This window comes from Liquorilactobacillus uvarum DSM 19971, assembly GCF_001434935.1.
GTDB lineage: Bacteria > Bacillota > Bacilli > Lactobacillales > Lactobacillaceae > Liquorilactobacillus > Liquorilactobacillus uvarum.
The window spans coordinates 46,306-69,082 of sequence record NZ_AZEG01000002.1 but is presented as its reverse complement, the minus strand read 5'-3'; the positions used below and the strand labels follow the sequence as shown (position 1 = coordinate 69,082).

Below are 22,777 nucleotides of genomic sequence, written 5' to 3'. Positions count from 1 at the left end.
TAAGCCGATCATGGCCGAAAATAGAAATACGAATCATGAAAAAAAACAAGAAATAATTTTTCTCTTAAATGAACAAAAGGCGACTAAGTTTAGAGAGCTTTTTTTGAATCTGCATGTCTATGAGCAGGCACAAATTTTTACCAGTCTAGATTCGAAGCAGCGAGCTCGTATATATCGCTATTTAACTCCAGATGAACTTGGTGACACTTTTGATGCAATCGAGGAAGATCCTGAAAGCATTGTTGACTACTTTAAAGAGATGGAGCCTGATTATGCTGCTAAGGTAATTACACAAATGTATACGGATAATGCAGTTGATGCTTTAGCTTTTGCGGATAAAAAGGACCTTCCTAAATATTTGAGGCTGATGTCACGTGAAAAAGCAGACGAGATAAAAGAATTGCTTCATTATGAAGATAAAACAGCCGGGGCTATTATGGCAACGGAGTATGTTAAAATCGTTGGCAACCAAACCGCACGTTCTGCGATGCATGTGCTGAAACGCGAAGCGGAGAAAGCTGAAACAATTTACTATACTTATGTTGTCGATGATGATGACAGGCTGATTGGCGTAGTTACCTTAAGAGATCTTTTGATTAGCGGTGATGATATGCTGATTCAGGAAATTATGAATGACCAAGTCATGTCTGTGAAAGTTGATGAAGATCAGGAAGACGTTGCTAAGACGATTCGTGACTATAATTTTTTGGCAATTCCAGTAACTGATTATGATGATAAAATGATCGGAATTATTACGGTTGATGATATTATTGATGTTATTGATGAAGAGTCAGCAGAAGATTATTCAGGATTAGCTGGGGTTGATATCGAAGAAAGTCCGGATAATCCGATTAAGGCGGCTGCTAAGAGACTGCCGTGGTTGGTTACATTGCTCTTTCTGGGGATGTCGACAGCTAGCCTTGTATCACATTATGAGCATCTTGTCAGTGAAGCAAGTATTTTGGCTGTCTTTATCTCCTCTATAACAGGAACAGCAGGTAATGCAGGAACGCAAAGTTTAGCTGTTGCAGTTAGACGATTGGCTTATAAAGGTGATGACGATAAAACGTTGTTTCAAACAATTATTGCCGAAATTTTTACAGGACTAGTGATCGGAATAATTACTGGGATGACGATTATGGTCATTGTAGGTCTTTGGAAAAATAACTTTGTTTTGGGTTTTGTGATAGGTTTAGCAATGATGTGTGCCATCATTGTGGCGAACTTAGCGGGAAGCCTGATTCCGATATTGATGGACAAGATTGGGGTTGATCCTGCAGTTGCTTCAGGTCCATTTATTTCAACCCTGAGTGATTTGACTTCGGTATTGATTTATTTCAATATAGCAAAACTATTTTTAAGCTTTATTATAGGCAATTGAAGGTGGATGCGGCGAAACTTATACATTGGGTAATGCAATTATTGTGAGAATTGCAAGTTAAGTTCAGGTATCATAGTAAAAATTATTCTAAACAAGGGGCTAGGTCGAAAATGACTTAGCCCCTTGTTTAGAATCCTATAATTTAACGTATTTCATCAATCAATTTAGCCACTAAACCACACAATCTTCGATAGTCATAATTTTCAATCGATACCCAAAACATAATCGCCATTTTAATATATCGTTTTTTTGCAAATTCAGTTAACGAACTACTCAAAATTGTGATCGATATACTTGAGTATTATACAAAATAGCAATAAAAAAGATTGAGGAAAGAAAAATAACTGTTGGTTCATTATTTCATATGGTTGGAATATGGCATGGTTATTAACTATTAAAAAGTACACAAACGCCCTCTGGAACCGGGATATTTTTTTGAAGGCATGTTAGTGAACCTGTTTTGGTATTACGGCCGAATAAAGTTACATTGTCAGTGTTTTGGTTTGCTACCACAATAAATTTTTCTGTTGAGTCGAGCATGAAATCACGTGGAAATTCTCCTTCTGTGGAAGTATATTCAATGAACTCTAATTTTGTTTTGGTTACATCAAACTTAAAGACTGCGATTGAATCATGACCGCGATTTGAGACATAGATGAATTTACCATTTGCAGATATTCGAATTGCAGCGGCACCATTGTGTTTGTTCCACGTTTCTGGAATAGTGGACAATGTTTGGATATGTTTAAATCTCCCTGTGGTCGAATCATAAGAAAGTAGCGCAAGTTGGCTGCTTAATTCGCCAGCGAGAAAAGCATACTTTCCATTGGGGTGGAAGACAAGATGGCGAGGTGCAAAACCAGCGGAAGTAGAGAATTCAGCTTTAAGACTTAGTTTACCATCAAATGTTACATTGTATGTGTAGAGTTTATCAGCTCCAAGATCGCAAACTGCCAGACAGTTGTCAGGTGTCAGATCAGTGTAATGAATGTGTGAGGCTTCTTGTTCAGGTCGAGGGCCGCTTCCTTGGTGAATAATTTCATCGGTTTTAATTAGCGTGCCCTGCTTGTCTGTTTTGAAAACTGTAACGGTGCTTTCGTGAAAATTGGCCGTAAAAATAAGCTGCTTTTCTTCATCAAAGCCAATATAACATGGCGGTGCCCCATCAGTTAATGCTTCATCACAAAAAACTGGAGTTGAAGAGTTTAGGTCGTAGCTTGTTATTCCACCTTGATTCTTCTTTTTTGAAATCGTATACAAAATATTGGCTGCCGAACTGCGTAGGTAAGTAGGATTCTGAATCTGGATAAAGGCCTCCGGTTTAATTATTATCTTTTGTTCGGTATCCAGAATGCCACGATAAACACCTTGTGATCCTTTTTTTGTATATGTTCCAAATAAAATTGTTTCCTGCATAAAAAACCCTCCTTGTTAATCCAACTAGAGACAGTATAACACATAACAAGTAACGGATTTTTCATTTTTTCTATGTTGAAAGAAGATATGAAAAGCGAACAGTTTTAGTATTAACGGGACGCTTTTTGATATTATAAAACGCTTTTACTAAAAACTTTACACTGAGTATTATTATAAGACATATGATACAATATGTTTATTCTATAGATATCTTGAAGGAGTAGGACGAGTATGTTAAAAGCAGAAGTTGTTGAAATTGGACCTGAAGCTATTTCGAAAAATGATCCTTTACTAATTCTTTTTAATGAGACGGCGTCGATCCAATTGAGACGTGTTTCAATTGTTCAACGATTTTCTAAAACAAAAGATGCTAGTTATGACATTGCAGCAGGGGACAAGATTAGTATAGATGATCAGGAATATGAAGTTACCTATGTTGGTCAGCTTGTGAAAAGTAATATGGAAATGATTGGACACGCAACGCTTAGTTTTGAAAAAGTACCGGAAAAACCACAACATAATGGAATTTATCTTAGACCGTATACTTTTCCTAAAATCCATGTGGGCAGTGTGATAAAGTATTATTAAAAATCACTGTTTTGTAAATTGTTTAAAAAATAGTTATAAAAAAAGATGATGACAAGACGTTAGTTTTGTCATCATCCTTTTTTAGTAAAAATTCAAATAGTATAGTGATGTGTAAAAAAGTTTAAATATTATCACCATTGAAAATCGAATTTTTCACAATAACGTAATCAACCTTGCGCAATGCTGTAAGATTTCGACCGCCTGCGTATGAAATAGATGATTGAAGATCTTCATGCATTTCCCTTAAGGTGTTTGAGATATTACCACGATAAGGTACTAGCATTTTTTTACCTTCAACATTTTTATACTGACCCTTTTGATACTGTGAAGCTGAACCAAAATAAGTTTTGTATTTTTGACCATCTTTTTCAATAATTTCTCCAGGACTTTCTTTATGACCAGCAAAAAGTGAACCAATCATACACATTGAAGCACCGAAACGAACAGATTTAGCGATATCACCATTATAACGAATTCCGCCATCCGCGATAATAGGTTTGCTTGCTGCTTTACTACAGAGACGCACAGCAGCAAGCTGCCATCCGCCTGTTCCAAACCCGGTTTTTAATTTTGTGATACATGCTTTACCAGGTCCAATTCCGACCTTAGTCGCATCTGCACCAGCATTTTCTAATTCACGCACTCCTTCAGGAGTACCAACATTTCCAGCGATTACAAATGTTCCAGGTAACTTTCGCTTTATATGTTTGATCATATCAATAACTGTTTCTGCGTGCCCATGAGCAATGTCAATTGTGATGTATTCAGGGACTTCTCTTTCTGAGGCTAAAGAATTAATAAAATCACATTCTTGTTTTTTGACGCCAACTGAAATAGAAGCAAAAAGTCCTTCTTTATGCATTCTTTTGACGAAGCCTAGACGCTCGTTCTCGTTGAAACGATGCATAATATAGAAGTAGCCATTTCGTGCGAGCCATACTGCCAATGGTTCATCGATAATGGTTTGCATATTGGCAGGTACAACAGGAATCTTGAAAGTCATAGGACCAAACTTGATTTTGGTGTCGATTTCAGAACGACTTTTAACAATACATTTATTAGGAACTAATTGGATATCTTCGTAATCAAAAACAGGCAATATAAAGACCTCACATTCTAATTTAACAAACATTATTCGTTGATTAACGACTTTGTTTTGCAAACACTGTTAAATTTACCTTAAACGGATTTTAAAGTCAAATGAAATGCTGATATATCTTGATATTATTCGTGTTTATAAAGGAATGACTAATTATTGAGAGCAGGTTATAATATAGGGGAAGATTAACAAGGAGTGAAATGTAATGGTAAAAAAGGCCAAGGTAAAGAAAACCAATGATGAGAGGATACTTGATCAACATAACATCGCTTATCAAGAAACACAGTTTAATTGGCTTACGAATGGTAAAAATGCATTGGCAGAAGCGGAAGCAAGCGGCATCTCGTCAACAAGTATTTTAAAAACAATCGTCTTAAAAGGCAGTGATGACGCACGAGATTATTTAGTTGTCTGTTTACCACTAGAGTATGAAATAAACTTAAAAAAAATAGCTAACGAGCTTGGCAAAAAGCAGATTCATTTGGCTGATAATAAAAATCTGATTAAGATTACCGGATACATTCACGGTGCAAATACACCGATCGGGATTAATGTACGCAAAGGTTTTCCGATTTATTTTGATGAGAGAATAAAACCTTTTGAACAGATTTCAGTTTCAGCAGGGAAAGTTGGCAGATCTGTGCGTTTAAAGCAAGAAGACTTGATAAAGTTGGTTAAGGGCAAGTATCTTAAAATTGAATGAGTAATTTAGGCGGAGGAAAAATGTGAAAAAAATTGAACGTGGAATGGCTTTTGTTGATGAAAAGATGGATATTTTTAAATGCCCTGTTTGTGGAGAAAGTTTTGAAAAAATAGTGGGTAGAAGTGTTAACTGTTTGAAAGGACATCAGTTTGATTTTTCAAAAAAAGGGACGTTATATTTTTTAAAACATGGTGTAAAAAGTGATTATGATGATGCAAAAATGTGGCAAGCAAGGCGTTCCGTTCTTAGAGCGGGATTATTTAAACCTATTATTGATGAAATAACAGATCAGCTTCCAAAAAACAAATCTTTGCGAATAGTCGACGCTGGGTGTGGTGAAGGATCAACATTAAAGTATGTTGAAGAACAGCGTGCGAATAAGCAAGATGCTTATGTAGGTTTTGACATTTCAAAAAGAGCAATTAATTTGGCGACACAAGATGAAGGGGCGGGTTTTTTCTGTATTGCGGACTTAGCGCAACTACCATTTGCTTCCGCATCGTTTGATGTGATCCTTGATATGTTTTCCCCCTCAGCATATGAGGAATTTGATCGTATTTTGAAAAGTGAGGGATTTTTGTTCAAAATCATTCCAAACGAGAATTACCTAATTGAACTAAGGCATATGTTATATAAAAAAAATGATTCGCATTATTCATACAGCAATGATAAGGTGTTATCCTTATTTAAAAAACACTATCCGCATGCAAATGTTAAAAAAATAACCTACGAATTTTCCCTTTCAAACACTTCTTTTGAAAATTTATTGTATATGACACCACTTCATTGGGGAGCTGCTGCTGAGAAGATCGATGCAGCGCTAGAGAAAGGATTAGAAAAAATAACGATTGATGTCTTACTTTTAACGATTGAAAATAATTGAAAAACAAATATTTTTTGAAAATAACTTGTAAATCTGAAGCTGCGATGGTATTATAACGTAGAGAAATCGGTTGTTAACAATTAACGGAACAGTCGTTAGTTGTTGAATGATTGTACTTCATTAACGTAGCTGTTCGCCGTGCCCACACCGAATGGCTGCGCTTTTTTTGTTTAAAAAAATAATAAAGTTAAGTAGAGAGGGAAACATAAGTCATGGCAAATCATATCGTTTTGTTCGAACCTTTAATGCCGGCCAATACCGGAAACATTGCTAGAACATGTGCGGGAACCAACACTGAACTGCATTTGATTGAACCGTTAGGATTTTCAACGGATGATAAATATTTAAAAAGAGCCGGTTTAGACTATTGGGATAAAGTTAAAATAACTTACCATAAGAACTTGCAAGATTTTATGAAAACATTAGGTAACAAGGATGATTTGTATCTTGTTTCCAAATTTGCCGAACATGCATATACACAAGTTGATTATAGTCAGGAAGATAGAGACAATTATTTTGTTTTTGGTAAAGAAACAACAGGGCTGCCAGAACCATTTATGCGGCAGAATTCTGAAAAATGTATTCGAATACCGCAGAATGATACGCATATTAGAGCACTGAATTTATCTAATACTGCAGCAATTGTGATTTATGAAGCATTAAGACAGCAAGATTTTCCAGAACTAGAGAAAAGTCATGTCTATGAGAATGACAAGCTGAAATAGTCTCTGGTTTTGAAAGATGTGAGTGCTCATAGTCGTCAAGGTCTGATTATTGTCTGTAAATTGAACATAGCGTGTTTCTCTATTATGGGTTGATTGGAAGTTAGATGAATAATTTTGACTTGTGGATAATGATTATATGAAATTAATAAAAAATTAGATCAAAACTTGATTTTTGATCAAACCTCGGAGCATGTTTTTCTAGTGTTCGTGTAGAGATAATATCTCATAGTATAGTTATGTTATAATTAATCTGGAATAGTTAACTGTGAGAGGGGTATCATGTTTTGGCGCAACGCAAGAGAAAAAGGCGAACAACTAGTAAGAAATCTGAATTTATATCCAAGCGTACGAGCGGTGGCCTTTTCATCCTAGTTGGTTTATTAGGATTACTGAAACTAGGTTATGTCGGAATTTTATGTATAAATATTTTTCGCTTGTTTATCGGTGATGCATATACTGTTGGTCAGATCGCGCTCATTGCTTTAGGTGGTTATCTGCTTTTGACAGATAAAGAACCTCAACTTGAAAAACATTATTGGGGCGGCGCAGGCATTATTTTAGCCAGTGTGTTGCTCTTCTTGCATAGCCTTTTTTTTCGACAATTGGATTTGCACTCTGATTTTATAAGTATTACATGGCAGTATTTGCGTGCAGACATTGCTGCTGGAAGCATCGGGAGCCGTATTGGCGGGGGTATAATTGGTGCTATATTATACACGCCATCTTACTTTTTGTTTGCGCAAGTGGGAACGTATATAATTGTTGGACTGAGTTTAGTGATAGGTATTTGTGTCTTCAGTGGTTTCCCGCTCAGCCGCGTTATAGAATACTGTGGAAAAATACTTTATCAAATACTGACTTTTATAAAAAAGACTTTTGCCTTTTTATACAATTGCTTGCGCAAATTGATTTTTAGATTGTGTAAAAAAATGGTTGGATTAAAAAAGATTGGACAAAGCAAAAGAAATAACAAAAAAAGAATTAAAAAAAAGTCAAACAAATCTGAAGAGCTGCGGTCTGAAATACCTGCTGAAAGAGTTGTTGAAATAAAAAAGACAGCTAATAGTGGCGCAGAAACCATTAGAACTGATACATGGAATACAGGAGCGGAACAAACTGAAAATGTTCAAGATAGTCAGGTGGAAGCTAAGAAAGAACAGGGTAAAAAAACAGGATCAACGTTTAGTGATAATCCGGTAAATGATGATTATGAGTTACCACCAACAACTCTTCTGCAAAGAGTTGAGCCAACTGATCAGAGTGATGAATATCAAAAAATTGAGAAAAATACGCAAGTTTTGAAAAAAACTTTTAATAGTTTTGGAGTTGATGTAGATATAAAAAGTGCCATTTTGGGACCAGCAGTTACTAAGTATGAACTTCATCCGGCGATCGGGGTAAAGGTCAGCAAAATTGTGAATCTCGCGGATGATTTGGCTCTTGCTCTAGCTGCAAAAGATATTAGAATTGAAGCTCCTATCCCAGGAAAATCATTGATTGGGATTGAAGTTCCAAATCAAAAGGTTTCAACAGTTTCTTTTAGGGATATCATTGAGGCACAAAAGGGCCAGAAAAGTAAGCCGTTGGAGGTCCCGCTTGGAAGGGATATTTCAGGGAAGCTGGTAACCGCTGACCTTTCAAAGATGCCACACTTGTTAATTGCTGGTTCGACCGGAAGTGGTAAGTCAGTTGCAATCAATGGAATTATTACAAGTTTATTGATGAATTGTCCACCACATTTAGTAAAATTGATGTTAGTTGATCCGAAAAAAGTTGAGTTAGGCGTTTATAATGGGGTACCACATCTTTTGACGCCGGTTGTGACTAATCCTAAAAAAGCATCTAAGGCGCTGCACAAATTAGTTGCTGAGATGGAAAGACGCTATGAGTTGTTTGCCAATACTGGTCAAAGAAATATTGCTGGTTACAATGATATGATTCAGCGGCAAAATGCTGAGACGAGATCAGAAGAACCATTATTGCCATATATTGTTATCGTTGTTGATGAGTTATCCGATTTGATGATGGTTGCTGCAAATGAAGTCGAAGATGCAATTATCCGGTTGGCACAAATGGCACGTGCTGCTGGGATTCACATGATTCTTGCAACACAGAGACCTTCAGTCGATGTTATCACAGGACTAATTAAGGCTAATGTTCCTTCACGTATCTCTTTTGCTGTTTCAAGTGGGACCGATTCAAGGACGATCATTGATACTAATGGTGCTGAGAAACTTTTGGGACGAGGAGACATGTTATTCTTACCAATGGGTCTTAATAAACCAATTAGGGTCCAAGGAGCATTTATTTCTGACAATGATGTCGCGAGTGTTGTAGATTTTGTTAAACAGCAGCAATCTGCTGAGTATGATGAATCGCTTATCGTTTCTGACGAGGAGACAACACAGGATGAGAGTGAAGATTCCGATGACGAGCTCTTTAACGATGCTGTCCAGCTGATTGTTAAAGAGCAAGCATGCAGTATTTCAATGCTGCAGCGTCGCTTCCGAATCGGCTATAACCGTGCAGCAAGGTTGGTTGATGAGATGGAGGCTAAAGGAATGGTCGGTCCTTCTGAGGGCAGCAAACCAAGGAAAGTCTATATTAATGATGACAATCCATCCCAATAAAGATTCGAAAAATCTATGAAAAAACTGAGGTGTGCTCCTAATGTAGATAAAGGCTATGTCTTTATCTTGGGGGGACACCTCATTCCAGTTTTTTGTTCTTTGAGTTTACCGATCGCAAAATTGTTGCCTTGGGCAAGCAAAATTTTAAATTTTTTATTAAAGTAAAACCGAGACTGAACATTAATCGTATTTTAACTAGGGCAAAAGCCTTATTTGTAATTTTTATTTTAATCAATTATGATATTGTACATAAGTAAATTTGAGGAGGAAACAAAAGTGCGTACCGAAATAAGATCTGGTATGAGCTTAACAGTCACACCAACTGAACAATTTAAAACAACAAGAATCGCGATAGCACTGATTGAGCCTCTTAATAGCAAAGCAATAACTAAAAGAATGTTGCTGGCAAATGTGTTGGAAGCTGCTAGTGAACTTTTCCCAACACAAAAAGCTGTTGCAGAAGAGCTTTCAAAAATGTATGGAGCGGGTTTTGGAATTACCGTCGAGCGTAGGGGCAATGTGCATATTCTGAATTGTGTTTTTGATTGTGTTAATGAACGTTATTTAGCTGATAAGGAAGGATTGCTCAAAGGTGCTTTTGCATTTTTGAAACAATGTATTTTTGAGCCGCTAGCTTTTAATGGTGAATTTGACCATGCAACTTTTGAACGTCAGAAGAAAAATCTTGGCTTTTACATGCAAACCGTCCGAGATGACAAGCAATTATACGCAGCGCTTGCCTTACAAAAAATACATTTTTCAGATGAGGCTCAAAAATCGCCGTCGTTTGGAACATATGAACAGTTAGAAAAGATTACCCCTAAAGCATTGTATGACTACTATACTGAATGTATTCGAAAGGATCAAATCGAGGTAGTAGTTTCCGGTAATGTAGATAAGATTGAATGTGAAAAATTGGCGCGTGAACTTCCATTTACGAAACGGCAGGCATTTAGTGGGACACTTTTTTATAATCAAAATTCAAGACTAAAAGTTAATGAAAAGGATGAACATCAACCTGTTGTGCAAGGAAAATTAGACTTGGCCTACTCATTGCCTGTTTATTATCGTGAAAACGGTTATTATGCGGCGTTGGTCTTCAATGGTATTTTTGGTGGTCTTCCTCTTTCAAAGTTATTCATGAATGTGCGTGAAAAAGCCAGTTTAGCTTATTATGCAAACAGTTCATATGATAGTTTCAGAGGTTTTGTTTCAGTTCAAACAGGTATTCAAGCTAAGGATAAAAATGCAACGAGAGAAATAATAAGCAAACAGCTTGATGATATGAAAAATGGGGAAATTACGCAACAGGAATTTCGAGATACAAAAGAAGCTTTACAAAATTCTTTTTTGAGTCGTTTGGATAGTCCAGCAAATAACTTGGAGCAAAATTTGGTGAATATTTTAATGAAGAAGAGTGTTTCTGTGCAAGAATGGCAGAAAGAGTTGAATGCTGTTAATTTTGAAGATGTTGTTGAAGTAGCTCGGAAAACGGAGCTGCAGTCGATTTATTTTTTAGATGGGGAAGTTAGCTAATGGAAATAGTGCAGTATCCGCAGTTTGACGAAAAATTATATAGAGAAAAATTAGATAATGGTTTGGAAGTTAATATTCTTCCAAGATCTGGATATCATAAAACATACGGCATCTTGACAACTGACTATGGGTCACTTGACAACAAATTTGTACCGCTTAATAAGTCAAAAATGGAATGTGTTCCTGATGGTGTTGCTCACTTTTTGGAGCATAAATTATTTGAAAAGAAAGATCACGATGCATTTGATCTGTTCGGACATTATGGTGCTGATGCAAATGCATTTACTAGTTTCACGAATACCAGTTATCTTTTTTCAACTGCTAGTTATCCTCAAAAAAATCTAGATATTTTGTTAGATTTTGTTCAAGAACCCTATTTTAATGAGAAATCAATTGAAAAAGAAAAGGGGATCATTGGGCAAGAAATAAAAATGTATGAAGATGACATTGATTGGCGATTCTATTTTGGAATGCTTCAGAACTTGTATCCCGAACACCCTTTAAGTATTGATATAGCCGGAACAGTTGAATCAATCGCAAAAATTACCGTACAAAATCTTTACGACTGCTATTGGACATTTTATCATCCTCAAAATATGAATTTATTTGTGACCGGAGCAATAGAGCCCAAAGAAACAATGAATTGGATAAAAGAGAACCAGGCTAAGAAACAATTTATGCCAATTAGTGATATCAAACGTGCCAATCCGGAAAATGATGAATCGGGTCAAGATATTATCCCTTATCGCATGCTTGAACTAGATACTCAGCGTCCTAAAGCTGCCGTTGGTATCAAAGGGTTGGATCAGGTTCCTGCTGGTCGTGAAGGATTGATTTATAAGATGCGGATTGATATGTTGCTTTGGCTATTATTCAGTGATACGTCTGTGAGTTATTTACGACTTTATAATGAAGGTGTGATCGATGATAGTTTTGATTTTATGTTTCAGCTTGAACGTGGCTTTCATTATGCTTCCATAAATAGCGATACAGACGATCCACAGAGGTTCTGCCATGATATAATTGCAATTTTAGAGAATGCAGATCAGTTACTAAAGGGACAGTATACTCAATTTAATTTAGCTAAAAAAGAGTTGATTGGAAGGCAAATTCATTCTATGAATTCATTGGAATCGATTGCTAATCAATATTCAGGTCGGTTATTTAATGGAGCAACAATCTTTGATAGAGTAGCTGTCATCCAAGAAATGACACTAGAAGAAGTTTTAACAGCCGGTAAAGAGTTTATCCGCTCAGAGGCGGTCAGTGTATACCAAATTTTACCAAAAGAAGGTAATTGAAAGTATGAAATGGGCTTTAATAGTTGGATCATCGGGAGATATAGGTAGTGAAGTCGCACGTGATCTTGCTTCTCAAGGATGGTCAATTTATTTGCATTATTTCAAAAATAGGGAAAAAAATGATGAATTATGTTCAGTTTTACGACAAGCACATCCAAAGCAGGATTTCATTCAGATGCAGTGTGATCTGAATAATAAAAAAGAGTTGGATATGATGATTAATCAGCTTTTTGGTCTGGACGCTGTAGTTTTTGCACAAGGAACAACTTGTTATGGTTTATTTCATGATTTGAAGTTTGCTGCATTGAACTCTATGCTTTCGATGCAACTGACGGCACCGTTGTATCTGTTACAGAAAGTAGAAGAAAAATTGTCGCGGAATCATTTTGGCAGAATTGTGTTCATTGGCTCTGTCTATGGCGGAGCAGGAAGTGCAATGGAGGTCGGTTATAGTACAATTAAAGGTGCTCTGAGTTCTTTTGCCGCCGCCTACAGCAAAGAAATTGGTTCTCTGGGAATCACGATTAATGTTATCGCACCAGGAGCTGTGAATACTCAAATGAATTCGCTCTTTTCTGAAAAAGAAAAAAATCAGGTTAATGAAGCAATACCGCTAGGGCGTTTTGCTGCAACTACTGAAATCAGTTATTGGGTTCAGGCACTCTTAGATGAACGAGCTTCTTATCTTACGGGTGAAACGATTTATGTTACTGGTGGATGGTTGAAATAAGCAATTTTTAATTAATATTTGTGGCGAGCTATGCTATACTATATAAAGAATTTGCTTGTTTTTAGAAGCGTAATCGGATAATAATGGAGAGTTTTGATATGACTGAAATTGGGAAAAAATTAAAAAATGCAAGAATAGAAAAGGGCTATACACTGGATGATCTGCAGCAGATAACAAAGATTCAGAAACGTTATTTGATTGCGATTGAAGATGAAAGATTCGAAGCCTTGCCCGGCGATTTTTACGTTAAGGCATTTGTTCGCCAATATGCTGACACAGTTGGATTGAATTCAGAAGAGCTTTTGAACAGTATTGGAGAAGGCGCGGCTAAGCAGCAGGAAAGTGATCCAGATAAGTCGGAATCCCGAGAGGATACGCGCAAACGGATAGAAGCTACACGTCAAAGCATGGAAAAAACAAACAATTTCAATCGCTTTCTGTCTTACTTACCAACAATTATTATTGTGCTGATTGTCGTTGCTATTTTAGGTTCTATCTATTTTGTTGCTTGGAACAAACATCAAAAAACAGCTGATTCTCAGCAAATTCAAAGTAGCAGTACTAAGGTATCTGTTTCATCCGATGGAACGAGTACAAGCAAGAAAAATGCTGAAGAAAAGAAAGTGACTAAGAAAAGCTCTAGCTCGGTTTCTAGTTCATCAGTTAAGAAAAAGTCAAGTAGCAAGACAAAGAAAAAAGTTCAGCTTAGCTTGGCTTCAAATTCAGGATCATCATTTGTATATAATTTGAAAAATAGTTCTAAGACAAATACTGTTAAGGTGAGTGTTAAAGATTCAAGTGCGTGGACTGCTGTTTCTGCTGATGGAACACAGCAATGGCAAGGTACTTTAAGTTCTGGGGCAGATCATGAAGTGAAAATTCCTGAAGGTTCGAGCTCGATCACTATTAATTTAGGAAATTCAAAAGCAACAAAAATTTCAATTAATGGACACAGTTTTAATTTTTTGAAGGACAATAGTTCTTTAACTGTCAGAACGTTAACGTTAAAAATTAAATAAAAATCGCTACACTATGAAAAGGGAGAGGGGTTTAACCATGAACTTGCCGAATAAATTAACAGTACTTCGGATTTTCTTGATTCCAGTATTTATTGTTGTGCTGACAGTTCCATTTAAGTGGGGGGAACTGAATTTTGGAGGCGCAACGCTCCCAGTGACTCAGTTAATTGCTGCAATTATTTTTGCAGGTGCATCTTTAACTGATTTTGCAGATGGACAAATAGCCCGTAGAGATAAACTAGTGACTAACTTTGGCAAATTTGCTGATCCCTTAGCTGATAAAATGCTTGTAATGACAGCATTTATAATTTTGGTCTCAATGGGTAAGGTTCCAGCATGGGTTGCCGCAATTATTATTTGTCGTGAACTAGCTGTAACAGGATTGCGTCTTATTGTTGTCGAAAATGATGGTGAAGTAATTGCTGCTGCAATGCCTGGAAAGATAAAGACAATGACACAAATGGTTTCAATCATCTTTCTTTTACTGAACAACATTTTTTTTGCGGCTATCGGAGTTCCATTAGGTGAAATATTATTGTATATATGCCTGTTCTTTACGGTATATTCTGGCATTGATTATTTTGTGAACAGCAAGCAGATTTTTGCTGATTCGTTTGACAAATAATTTTAAAGGGAGCTGACGTATTTCTCAGTTCCCTTGTTTTTGTGTAAAATTGATTAGTGCTTTGCGTAATTAGGTAATGGAGGGGAAAATAAGTGCAAACAGAAATTATTGCAGTTGGAACAGAAATATTATTAGGACAGATAGTCAATACGAATACAACATTTGTTGCTCGCAGACTTGCTGACTTGGGGATCGATGTTCACTATCAAACTGTTGTCGGTGATAATCAGCAGCGGCTTATACAAGCAATTGAAATTGCTTCAAAACGCAATGATTTAGTCATTTTAATGGGAGGTTTAGGCCCTACAAAAGATGATCTGACTAAGCAAACCGTTGCTCATTTTCTTGGCAAAAACTTAGTGGAAGATGCTGCTGCAATGCATAAGATAATAAGTTATTATGCAGCCAGCGAAAAGAAAATGACTGTTAATAATCGTTTGCAAGCTCAGTATATATCTGGCTCAGTTCCTTTAAAGAATGAGACTGGTTTTGCAGTGGGAGAGTATTATCCAAATGATAATGGGTGCGATTTTTTATTGCTGCCTGGCCCACCCAGTGAGTTAAAACCAATGTTTGTTAATATTGCGCAACCTCTTTTATCCAAAAGATACCATAATGAACACTTACTTTTTTCAAGGGTCTTGCGGTTCTTTGGGATTGGTGAATCACTTTTGGCAACTAAAATTGAAGATCTCATTGATAAACAGACAAACCCTACCATTGCGCCATATGCGAAAACAAGTGAGGTCACCTTGCGATTGACAGCTAGTGCTGTTGATGAGAATGAAGCAAAAAGAATTTTGGATGACACTGAAAAAGAGATTTGCAATCGCGTTGGTGAATATATGTATGGTTATGGAGATAATAATACGCTTGTAGAAGTTGTTGTAAAAAAATTGTTGAAAGAAAACTTAAGTATTACAGCTGCTGAAAGTTTAACAGCAGGTGCTTTTCAAGCAACTCTTGGAAACGTACCTGGGGTTTCTCATATTTTTCCGGGTGGTTTTGTCACATATGCCAATAGTGCCAAAAGCAGCCTTCTGGATATTCCTCCAGCTATCATTCAAAAAAATGGTGTTGTGAGCGAGGAAACAGCAAAATGGATGGCACGAAGATCAAAAGAGAAAATGAAAACGGATATTGGAATTTCGTTTACAGGGGTGGCTGGTCCGGACTCACTTGAAGGAAATGAAGCAGGCACAGTTTGGATTGGGTTGGCTTTTAAAGACCGCCCGGTGAGAGCCAAATTGTACCATTTTGCTCGTCAAAGATCACTTGTGCGTGAACGTAGCGTGTTGACGGGATTGGATTGGATCAGACGGGAAGTAGCTAAATGACATTTTCGAACCTTTGTTCGATTTTTCTTGCAATTTATTTTTTAAGTCGGTATTATTGAGTGGAAGGCTATAGCTGATTATTTATAAGCGTGGTCGACTGAGGAGGAATCAAATTGGCTGATGAAAGAAAAGCAGCATTAGATGCTGCATTAAAAAAAATTGAAAAAAATTTTGGTAAGGGTTCTATCATGCGAATGGGTGAAAAAGCTGATACCCAAATTTCAACAATCCCTAGTGGTTCACTTGCACTAGATGAAGCTTTAGGTGTAGGCGGTTATCCGCGTGGCAGAATCGTAGAAGTTTATGGACCTGAAAGTTCCGGGAAAACAACGGTGGCGCTACATGCTGTTGCTGAAGTTCAAAGAAACGGTGGTGTGGCAGCTTATATCGATGCTGAAAATGCGCTTGATCCCGCCTATGCGACTAAGTTAGGTGTCAACATTGATGACCTTCTTCTTTCTCAGCCAGATACAGGTGAGCAGGGATTGGAAATTACGGATGCTTTAGTTTCTTCAGGGGCAATTGACATAGTGGTTGTCGATTCAGTAGCAGCACTTGTTCCGCGTGCAGAGATTGAAGGCGAGATGGGAGATGCGCATGTAGGTTTGCAGGCACGTTTAATGTCGCAAGCATTGCGTAAACTTTCTGGATCGATTAATAAGACAAAAACAATTGCAATTTTTATTAATCAAATTCGTGAAAAGGTTGGAGTAATGTTCGGAAACCCAGAAATCACACCAGGGGGACGTGCGCTTAAATTCTACTCAACAATTAGATTGGAAGTAAGACGTGCTGAACAAATCAAAGATGGTGCGGACATTGTAGGTAATCGTGTACGAATCAAGGTTGTAAAGAACAAGGTTGCACCGCCTTTTAAACGTGCTGAAGTAGATATCATGTATGGTGAGGGAATTTCTAAGACTGGTGAATTGGTCGATATGGCAGTTGAAAAAGAAATTGTTAAAAAGAGTGGTTCTTGGTATTCATATGGTGAAGATCGAATTGGGCAAGGCAGAGAGAATGCTAAGCAATATTTGAGTGATCACCCAGATATGATGGAAGAAGTTACGCTGAAAGTTCGGCAAGCATATGGAATAGCAGATATAGATGAGAAAGAAGGATCCACAGATTTGCCGCTCAATGATAAAAAAGAGAAAGCGGAAGCTAAAGACTAACTTGTGAAGCAGGCCTTTAATTGCTTTTTAATATTAATGAAAGAGCAGTGCCAAAACATAATTGAGGCATTGTCTTTTTTTATAAAATTTTTACCTTATGAAGATCATAAAATGATCTTCTCCACACAACAATATTTTATTCATAGTTAAATCAAAGCGTTCATGATGTATTGTTATTGGTTTGAAGCCTTCTGAAGTTCGACAACTCTTTTTTATGGATACGAGATCATGCTTTTGTTAATGTTTTGGAATATTTGGACAATAATAAAGGGCCTGCTATTTTAATTCTTAAGAACCAGAACATTTTTGAAAAAAACTGTGTAGCTTGAATTATTGAAACCATCTGTTTTATGTTGACATAACGTGGTACAACACCGTAAAATGTAAGAGTATGTTGATCAAAATAACATCTTAAAAGCAATGGTTATTTTAAAAGTCTAATCATTTTTTGACGATGTGGAGGTGAAAATTTGGAACTAACAATTACTATCCTCGCCATCGCTGTTATAACTTTGGGTATTGGTATAGCTTTGGGTAAGGCTTTTCAAAAAAGCAGCTATAAAAAAACGCTCGATGCCGCTACGCAAACTGCACAAGGGATCGTGAGGAATGCTAAAAAAGAGGCAGTAGCATTAAAAAAAGAAGCTATTTTGGAAGCTAAGGATGAAAATCATCGTTACCGAGGCGAAATTGAAAGTGAATTGAAGGAAAGACGTTCCGAGATTCAAAAACAAGAAAATCGTTTGCTCCAGCGTGAAGAAAACCTGGATCGTAAAGACTCAGTACTTGAAAAACGCGAGCAGGGACTTGTAAAAAAAGAAAATCGGATGGACATCGACCAAAAAGAGCTGGAGAAAAAACACCTTGAAGTTAATTCTTTAATTGAGCAGCAGAAAACAGAGCTTGAACGGGTCGCTTCTTTGACGAAAGAAGAAGCGAAAGATTTGATCATGAATGAAACAAAGGAAGCTTTGAATCATGAGCTTGCAGTTATGATTAAGGACAAAGAAGTAGAGGCTCAAGCTAATGCTGATCGTACTGCTAGGAGTTTAATTGCACAGGCGATTCAAAGAAGTGCCGCTGATACAGTTTCTGAAACGACAGTGTCCGTTGTCTCATTGCCTAATGATGAGATGAAAGGACGGATTATTGGACGTGAAGGGCGCAATATCCGGGCTCTTGAAACTTTGACAGGGATTGATCTAATCATTGATGATACCCCTGAAGCAGTTGTTTTAAGTGGATTTGATCCAGTCCGCCGTGAAATAGCAAAGATGGCGTTAGAAAAATTAATTCAGGATGGAAGGATACATCCAGCCAGAATTGAAGAGATGGTTGAGAAATCAACTAAAGAAATAGATGCAAAGATAAGAGACACAGGTGAAGAGACAATTTTTGATTTAGGTTTGCATGCAATGCATCCGGATTTGATCAAAACGGTCGGACGATTAAAATATCGAACCAGTTATGGTCAGAATGTGTTGGATCATTCTGTTGAAGTTGCCAAGATAACAGGTGTTTTAGCAGCTGAATTGGGTGAGGACGAAACATTAGCGAAACGTGCGGGGTTGCTGCATGATATCGGTAAAGCTATTGATCATGAAGTTGATGGATCTCATGTACAGATTGGGGTCGAATTAGCGGAGAAGTACAAAGAGAGCGATACTGTTATCAATGCAATTGCTTCCCACCACGGAGATGTTGAGCCAAAATATACAATTTCAGTACTAGTTGCTGCAGCGGATGCTATTTCTGCAGCACGGCCAGGAGCAAGAAGCGAGTCCTTGGAAAATTATATTCATCGTCTCGAAAAACTTGAAAAAATCACGAATGAATTTGATGGCGTCAAAAAGAGCTATGCAATTCAAGCTGGACGAGAAGTTCGCGTGATAGTGAAGCCGAATGAAGTAAATGATTTGGAATCAACAGTTCTTGCACGAGATATTAAAAATAGGATCGAAAGTGAAATGGAGTATCCTGGACATATTAAGGTAACCGTTATTCGTGAAATTAGAGCGGTTGAGTACGCTAAATAGTTATTATTTTGGGTATTTTATTTACCTGCTAGGAAACTGGGATGCGATTCCCAGTTTTCTTTTTTATTCTGGATCAAAGTAAATCTGATTTCGCAACAGCGTATTAAAATGCTAAAATTGAATCATTGAACAATGAATATCAGAAAAGGGGAAAAATATGCGTATTTTGTTTGTTGGCGATGTTATGGGAAATGCTGGGCAAGAGGTTCTTGAAGAGTATTTACCTAAACTAAAGCATTTGTATCATCCACAGGCAACGATTGTGAATGGGGAAAATGCAACCAAAGGTCGCGGAATTAATGAGAAAGTGTACAAACGTATTTTGAGCTGTGGGGCAGATGTTGTCACGATGGGAAATCATACATGGGATAATGCAGAAATCACAGATTTCATTCAATCAGCCAAAAAATTAGTTAGGCCAGCAAATTTTTCAGCGGGACAGGTTCCTGGAATCGGTTATACAACTATCAAGATCAACCAGCAACGGTTAGCAGTTCTTAATTTGCAGGGACGGGTTTTCATGAGCCCTTCAGATGATCCTTTTGCGGTTGCCAAGGATATTATTTCAGAGTTAAAAAAACAAACTAATTTTATTTTTGTTGACTTCCATGCAGAGACAACGAGCGAAAAAGCCGCCTTTTCGTGGTATTTTGATGGCCAAGTTTCAGCTGTTGTGGGCACACACACGCATGTTCAAACAAATGATGCGCGAATTCTTCCCCAAGGAACAGCCTTCTTGTCTGATGTTGGGATGACAGGACCTTATGATGGCATAATAGGAATGAAACGCCAAAATGTAATTACACGATTTTTAAATCAAATGCCAACAAGATTTGAAGTAGATGAGAACGGGCGTAGAAACTTGTCTGCTTGCGTGATTGATATTAACGATGAAACAGGAAAAGCAAAAAAAATAAAAACAATACAAATTAATGCCGATCATCCGTTTATGCAATAAAGGAGAGAGTCAAATGCCTCAAAAAACGAAAAACACACCAATGATGGAACAGTATTTAGCCGTCAAAGAACAATATCCGGATGCTTTTTTATTTTATCGTTTGGGTGATTTTTATGAGATGTTTTATGATGATGCAGTCAAGGGATCACAAATCTTGGAATTAACATTAACAACGCGTAATAAAAATGCTGCTGATAAGATACCAATGTGCGGTGTTCCTCATCATGCAGCACAAAATTATATTGATATCTTGGTCGATCAGGGATACAAAGTTGCTATTTGTGAACAGATGGAAGATCCTAAATTGGCTAAAGGCATGGTTAAGCGTGAAGTTATTCAACTAGTTACGCCTGGAACAATGATCGATTCTTCAGCGAGTGAAGCAAAGGAAAACAATTATCTCACGGCATTGCATGAGAAAAATGGAAAATATGGGCTGGCATATGTAGACTTGTCAACTGGTGAATTGAAAACAGCAACGCTAGATAGTATAAATTTGGTTCTGAATGAATTGATGAGCCTGAGAACAAAGGAAATTGTGATTGACGATTCCGTAACAAAAGAGAGCGCAGAGGCGATAGCACCGCTGAAAATTATGTTTTCAAAGCAGAATGATACAAAAGAAAGTGCTGAATCAAGCTATGCGATTCAAAATCTGAATAGTGGTCTTGAAATTAGTGTTATTCGACATTTAATAACTTATCTGAATGTTACGCAGAAACGAAGTTTAGGACATCTGCAAAAAGCCGTTCATTATGAACCATCCAGTTTTTTAAAAATGGATCCATATTCCAAACGTAATTTGGAAATACTGCAAAATAGTCGTACGGGGAAAAAACAAGGAACACTGCTATGGCTTTTAGATGAGACTAAAACGGCAATGGGAGGACGTTTACTGAAGCAATGGCTCGAGAGACCATTATTGAATTTAAAGGAAATTACCGGTCGTCAGAGTAAGGTCGAGAACTTGTTAAAACATTATTTTGAACGCAGTACTTTACAAGAGGAATTAAAAAGCGTTTATGATTTGGAACGTTTAGCAGGTCGTGTAGCCTTTGGGAATGTTAATGGGCGTGATTTAATTCAATTGAAGCAATCGTTAGAACAAGTTCCTAAAATTAGTTATGTTCTGAATGAATTGAATGATGGAACCTTTGATGATCTTTTGAAAAATCTTGATCCGGTAGAAGATGTTGCTGATCTGATAGAAAATGCGATTGTTGATGAACCGCCTATTTCTGTTAAAGATGGGGGATTGATCAAAGAAGGCTATAGTTCGGAGCTTGACAAATACACTAATGCGATGAAAAACGGTAAACATTGGTTAGCCGAAATGGAAACAAAAGAACGCCAAGAAACAGGAATCAACAACTTAAAAATTGGTTTCAATCGCGTTTTCGGATACTATATTGAAGTTTCTAAGGCCAATTTAAATAAATTATCAGCTGAACGTTATGAACGTAAACAAACACTGACCAATGCAGAACGTTTTATTACACCGGAACTTAAGGAAAAAGAGACGCTGATTCTAGGTGCCGAAAGTAAGGCGGTAGAGCTTGAATATCAGCTCTTTGCTGATATTCGCGAACGTATTAAGGATCAAATCAAGCGTCTTCAAGAACTTGCACATGCAATTGCAATACTTGATGTCTTACAGTGTTTTGCTGTTGTCAGCGAACAGAGCCACTTTGTGAAACCTAAGTTGACAGATAAAAAACATGATGTGAAAGTAATGGGTGGCTGGCACCCTGTTGTACAACAAGTTATGGGTAAACAAAGCTATATCCCTAATGACATTATGATGCCTGAAAATCTTAATATACTGCTGATAACAGGTCCTAACATGTCTGGAAAAAGTACTTATATGCGACAATTGGCTTTGACTGTTGTAATGGCTCAAATAGGGTGTTTCGTGCCAGCGCAAAGTGCACTTTTACCCGTTTTTGACCAGATTTTTACTCGAATAGGTGCCGCAGATGATTTAATTGCCGGACAGTCAACGTTTATGGTTGAAATGAAGGAAGCCAATCATGCACTTAGTCATGCAACGCCCAATAGTCTGATTTTGTTTGATGAAATTGGAAGAGGAACTGCAACATATGATGGAATGGCGTTAGCACAAGCAATTATTGAATATGTTCACGATCATGTGTTTGCAAAAACATTATTTTCGACCCACTATCATGAATTAACGGCTTTGTCTGAAAAACTGCCTACATTGAGAAATATCCATGTCGGTGCTGTCGAAAAAAATGGTGATTTAATTTTCTTGCATAAAATGCAGCCGGGCCCGGCAGATAAATCATACGGTATTCATGTTGCTAAACTTGCGGGCATGCCTGAGGGACTCTTGAAGAGAGCAAATTTCATTTTAGAAAAACTTGAAAGTCAAAAAAGTCACAGTGCTGAGAAAAATGCTGACGAGCGGAAAACGGTAATCCAAGAAAAAGAAGTGCAGGCCAGTGATGAACAGCTGTCTCTATTTAAACCAGAAAAAGTTGTCTACCAAAAAGGTGATCAAAAGGTGTTATCGGAAATCAGAGAAACTGATTTAATGTCATTGACGCCGCTTGAAGCGATAAATACTTTATATAAATGGCAAAAGGATCTGAGAAAGAAAAAGTAGTTGGAGGTA

Annotated in this window: 18 protein-coding genes; 16 read left to right on the top strand and 2 right to left on the bottom strand. The window is 37.2% G+C overall.

The annotated features are described in order from the left end of the window. Positions 1 to 10 precede the first annotated feature (10 nt). Positions 11 to 1,381, top strand: coding sequence for a magnesium transporter (gene mgtE, locus FD20_RS01345; RefSeq protein ID WP_057735774.1), 1,371 nt, complete (start codon positions 11 to 13; stop codon positions 1,379 to 1,381). Positions 1,382 to 1,768: 387 nt separating this feature from the next. Here the strand turns inward: mgtE and FD20_RS01340 are convergent, their stop codons facing one another. Next, positions 1,769 to 2,797 (bottom strand): lactonase family protein, encoded by a 1,029-nt coding sequence (locus FD20_RS01340; protein ID WP_057735772.1) that lies wholly within the window; start codon positions 2,795 to 2,797, stop codon positions 1,769 to 1,771. Between the two features lie 231 nt (positions 2,798 to 3,028). Here FD20_RS01340 and FD20_RS01335 point away from each other — a divergent pair, with 231 nt between their 5' ends. Continuing rightward, on the top strand, positions 3,029 to 3,385 hold the full coding sequence (locus FD20_RS01335) for a PTS glucitol/sorbitol transporter subunit IIA (RefSeq protein ID WP_057735771.1): 357 nt from the start codon (positions 3,029 to 3,031) through the stop codon (positions 3,383 to 3,385). A gap of 121 nt (positions 3,386 to 3,506) precedes the next feature. Here the strand turns inward: FD20_RS01335 and FD20_RS01330 are convergent, their stop codons facing one another. Beyond that, entirely contained in the window at positions 3,507 to 4,484 is a 978-nt protein-coding gene (locus tag FD20_RS01330) for a GMP reductase (RefSeq protein ID WP_057735770.1), read from the bottom strand. A gap of 205 nt (positions 4,485 to 4,689) precedes the next feature. On the opposite strand from FD20_RS01330, the gene FD20_RS01325 reads away from it, so the two are divergent. From FD20_RS01325 to mutS, 14 genes are all read left to right on the top strand, one after another. Next, a complete protein-coding gene (locus tag FD20_RS01325) occupies positions 4,690 to 5,187 on the top strand; it encodes an aminoacyl-tRNA deacylase (RefSeq protein ID WP_057735768.1) in 498 nt (165 codons plus the stop codon). Positions 5,188 to 5,209: 22 nt separating this feature from the next. Next, the gene (locus FD20_RS01320; RefSeq protein ID WP_057735767.1) at positions 5,210 to 6,070 is read left to right on the top strand and encodes a methyltransferase domain-containing protein; all 861 of its coding nucleotides are present in this window, start codon (positions 5,210 to 5,212) and stop codon (positions 6,068 to 6,070) included. A 212-nt stretch (positions 6,071 to 6,282) separates the two neighbouring features. Continuing rightward, complete coding sequence (trmL, locus tag FD20_RS01315) at positions 6,283 to 6,795, top strand: tRNA (uridine(34)/cytosine(34)/5-carboxymethylaminomethyluridine(34)-2'-O)-methyltransferase TrmL (RefSeq protein ID WP_057735765.1); 513 nt, start codon at positions 6,283 to 6,285, stop codon at positions 6,793 to 6,795. Positions 6,796 to 7,079: 284 nt separating this feature from the next. Further along, positions 7,080 to 9,425, top strand: a complete 2,346-nt coding sequence (locus tag FD20_RS01310; protein WP_057735763.1) for a DNA translocase FtsK — start codon at positions 7,080 to 7,082, stop codon at positions 9,423 to 9,425. Positions 9,426 to 9,701: 276 nt separating this feature from the next. After that, a complete protein-coding gene (gene yfmF, locus FD20_RS01305; protein WP_057735762.1) occupies positions 9,702 to 10,961 on the top strand; it encodes an EF-P 5-aminopentanol modification-associated protein YfmF in 1,260 nt (419 codons plus the stop codon). Then, entirely contained in the window at positions 10,961 to 12,262 is a 1,302-nt protein-coding gene (yfmH, locus tag FD20_RS01300) for an EF-P 5-aminopentanol modification-associated protein YfmH (RefSeq protein WP_057735761.1), read from the top strand. The genes yfmF and yfmH overlap by 1 nt, the downstream gene beginning before the upstream one ends. A 4-nt stretch (positions 12,263 to 12,266) precedes the next feature. After that, positions 12,267 to 12,992 carry an elongation factor P 5-aminopentanone reductase gene (gene ymfI, locus FD20_RS01295; protein WP_057735895.1) on the top strand — a complete coding sequence of 242 codons (726 nt, stop codon included), beginning with the start codon at positions 12,267 to 12,269 and terminating at the stop codon, positions 12,990 to 12,992. 98 nt (positions 12,993 to 13,090) lie between these two features. Further along, positions 13,091 to 14,011 (top strand): helix-turn-helix domain-containing protein, encoded by a 921-nt coding sequence (locus tag FD20_RS01290; RefSeq protein WP_057735759.1) that lies wholly within the window; start codon positions 13,091 to 13,093, stop codon positions 14,009 to 14,011. 37 nt (positions 14,012 to 14,048) lie between these two features. Continuing rightward, complete coding sequence (gene pgsA / locus FD20_RS01285) at positions 14,049 to 14,636, top strand: CDP-diacylglycerol--glycerol-3-phosphate 3-phosphatidyltransferase (protein ID WP_057735758.1); 588 nt, start codon at positions 14,049 to 14,051, stop codon at positions 14,634 to 14,636. A gap of 92 nt (positions 14,637 to 14,728) precedes the next feature. Then, on the top strand, positions 14,729 to 15,973 hold the full coding sequence (locus FD20_RS01280) for a competence/damage-inducible protein A (protein WP_057735757.1): 1,245 nt from the start codon (positions 14,729 to 14,731) through the stop codon (positions 15,971 to 15,973). 113 nt (positions 15,974 to 16,086) lie between these two features. Beyond that, positions 16,087 to 17,148, top strand: a complete 1,062-nt coding sequence (recA, locus tag FD20_RS01275) for a recombinase RecA (RefSeq protein ID WP_057735756.1) — start codon at positions 16,087 to 16,089, stop codon at positions 17,146 to 17,148. A 470-nt stretch (positions 17,149 to 17,618) separates the two neighbouring features. Beyond that, positions 17,619 to 19,184 carry a ribonuclease Y gene (rny, locus tag FD20_RS01270; protein WP_057735754.1) on the top strand — a complete coding sequence of 522 codons (1,566 nt, stop codon included), beginning with the start codon at positions 17,619 to 17,621 and terminating at the stop codon, positions 19,182 to 19,184. Positions 19,185 to 19,341: 157 nt separating this feature from the next. Beyond that, the gene (locus FD20_RS01265; RefSeq protein ID WP_057735753.1) at positions 19,342 to 20,142 is read left to right on the top strand and encodes a TIGR00282 family metallophosphoesterase; all 801 of its coding nucleotides are present in this window, start codon (positions 19,342 to 19,344) and stop codon (positions 20,140 to 20,142) included. 13 nt (positions 20,143 to 20,155) lie between these two features. Then, positions 20,156 to 22,768 (top strand): DNA mismatch repair protein MutS, encoded by a 2,613-nt coding sequence (gene mutS / locus FD20_RS01260; RefSeq protein WP_057735752.1) that lies wholly within the window; start codon positions 20,156 to 20,158, stop codon positions 22,766 to 22,768. Positions 22,769 to 22,777 lie beyond the last annotated feature (9 nt).

Coding starts and splice junctions, on each gene's coding strand:
- pgsA (WP_057735758.1), top strand. CDS start 14,049: ATGAACTTGCCGAATAAATTAACAGTACTTCGGATTTTCTTGATTCCA.
- yfmH (WP_057735761.1), top strand. CDS start 10,961: ATGGAAATAGTGCAGTATCCGCAGTTTGACGAAAAATTATATAGAGAA.
- mgtE (WP_057735774.1), top strand. CDS start 11: ATGGCCGAAAATAGAAATACGAATCATGAAAAAAAACAAGAAATAATT.
- mutS (WP_057735752.1), top strand. CDS start 20,156: ATGCCTCAAAAAACGAAAAACACACCAATGATGGAACAGTATTTAGCC.
- FD20_RS01290 (WP_057735759.1), top strand. CDS start 13,091: ATGACTGAAATTGGGAAAAAATTAAAAAATGCAAGAATAGAAAAGGGC.
- FD20_RS01325 (WP_057735768.1), top strand. CDS start 4,690: ATGGTAAAAAAGGCCAAGGTAAAGAAAACCAATGATGAGAGGATACTT.
- trmL (WP_057735765.1), top strand. CDS start 6,283: ATGGCAAATCATATCGTTTTGTTCGAACCTTTAATGCCGGCCAATACC.
- FD20_RS01340 (WP_057735772.1), bottom strand. CDS start 2,797: ATGCAGGAAACAATTTTATTTGGAACATATACAAAAAAAGGATCACAA.
- FD20_RS01265 (WP_057735753.1), top strand. CDS start 19,342: ATGCGTATTTTGTTTGTTGGCGATGTTATGGGAAATGCTGGGCAAGAG.
- ymfI (WP_057735895.1), top strand. CDS start 12,267: ATGAAATGGGCTTTAATAGTTGGATCATCGGGAGATATAGGTAGTGAA.
- FD20_RS01335 (WP_057735771.1), top strand. CDS start 3,029: ATGTTAAAAGCAGAAGTTGTTGAAATTGGACCTGAAGCTATTTCGAAA.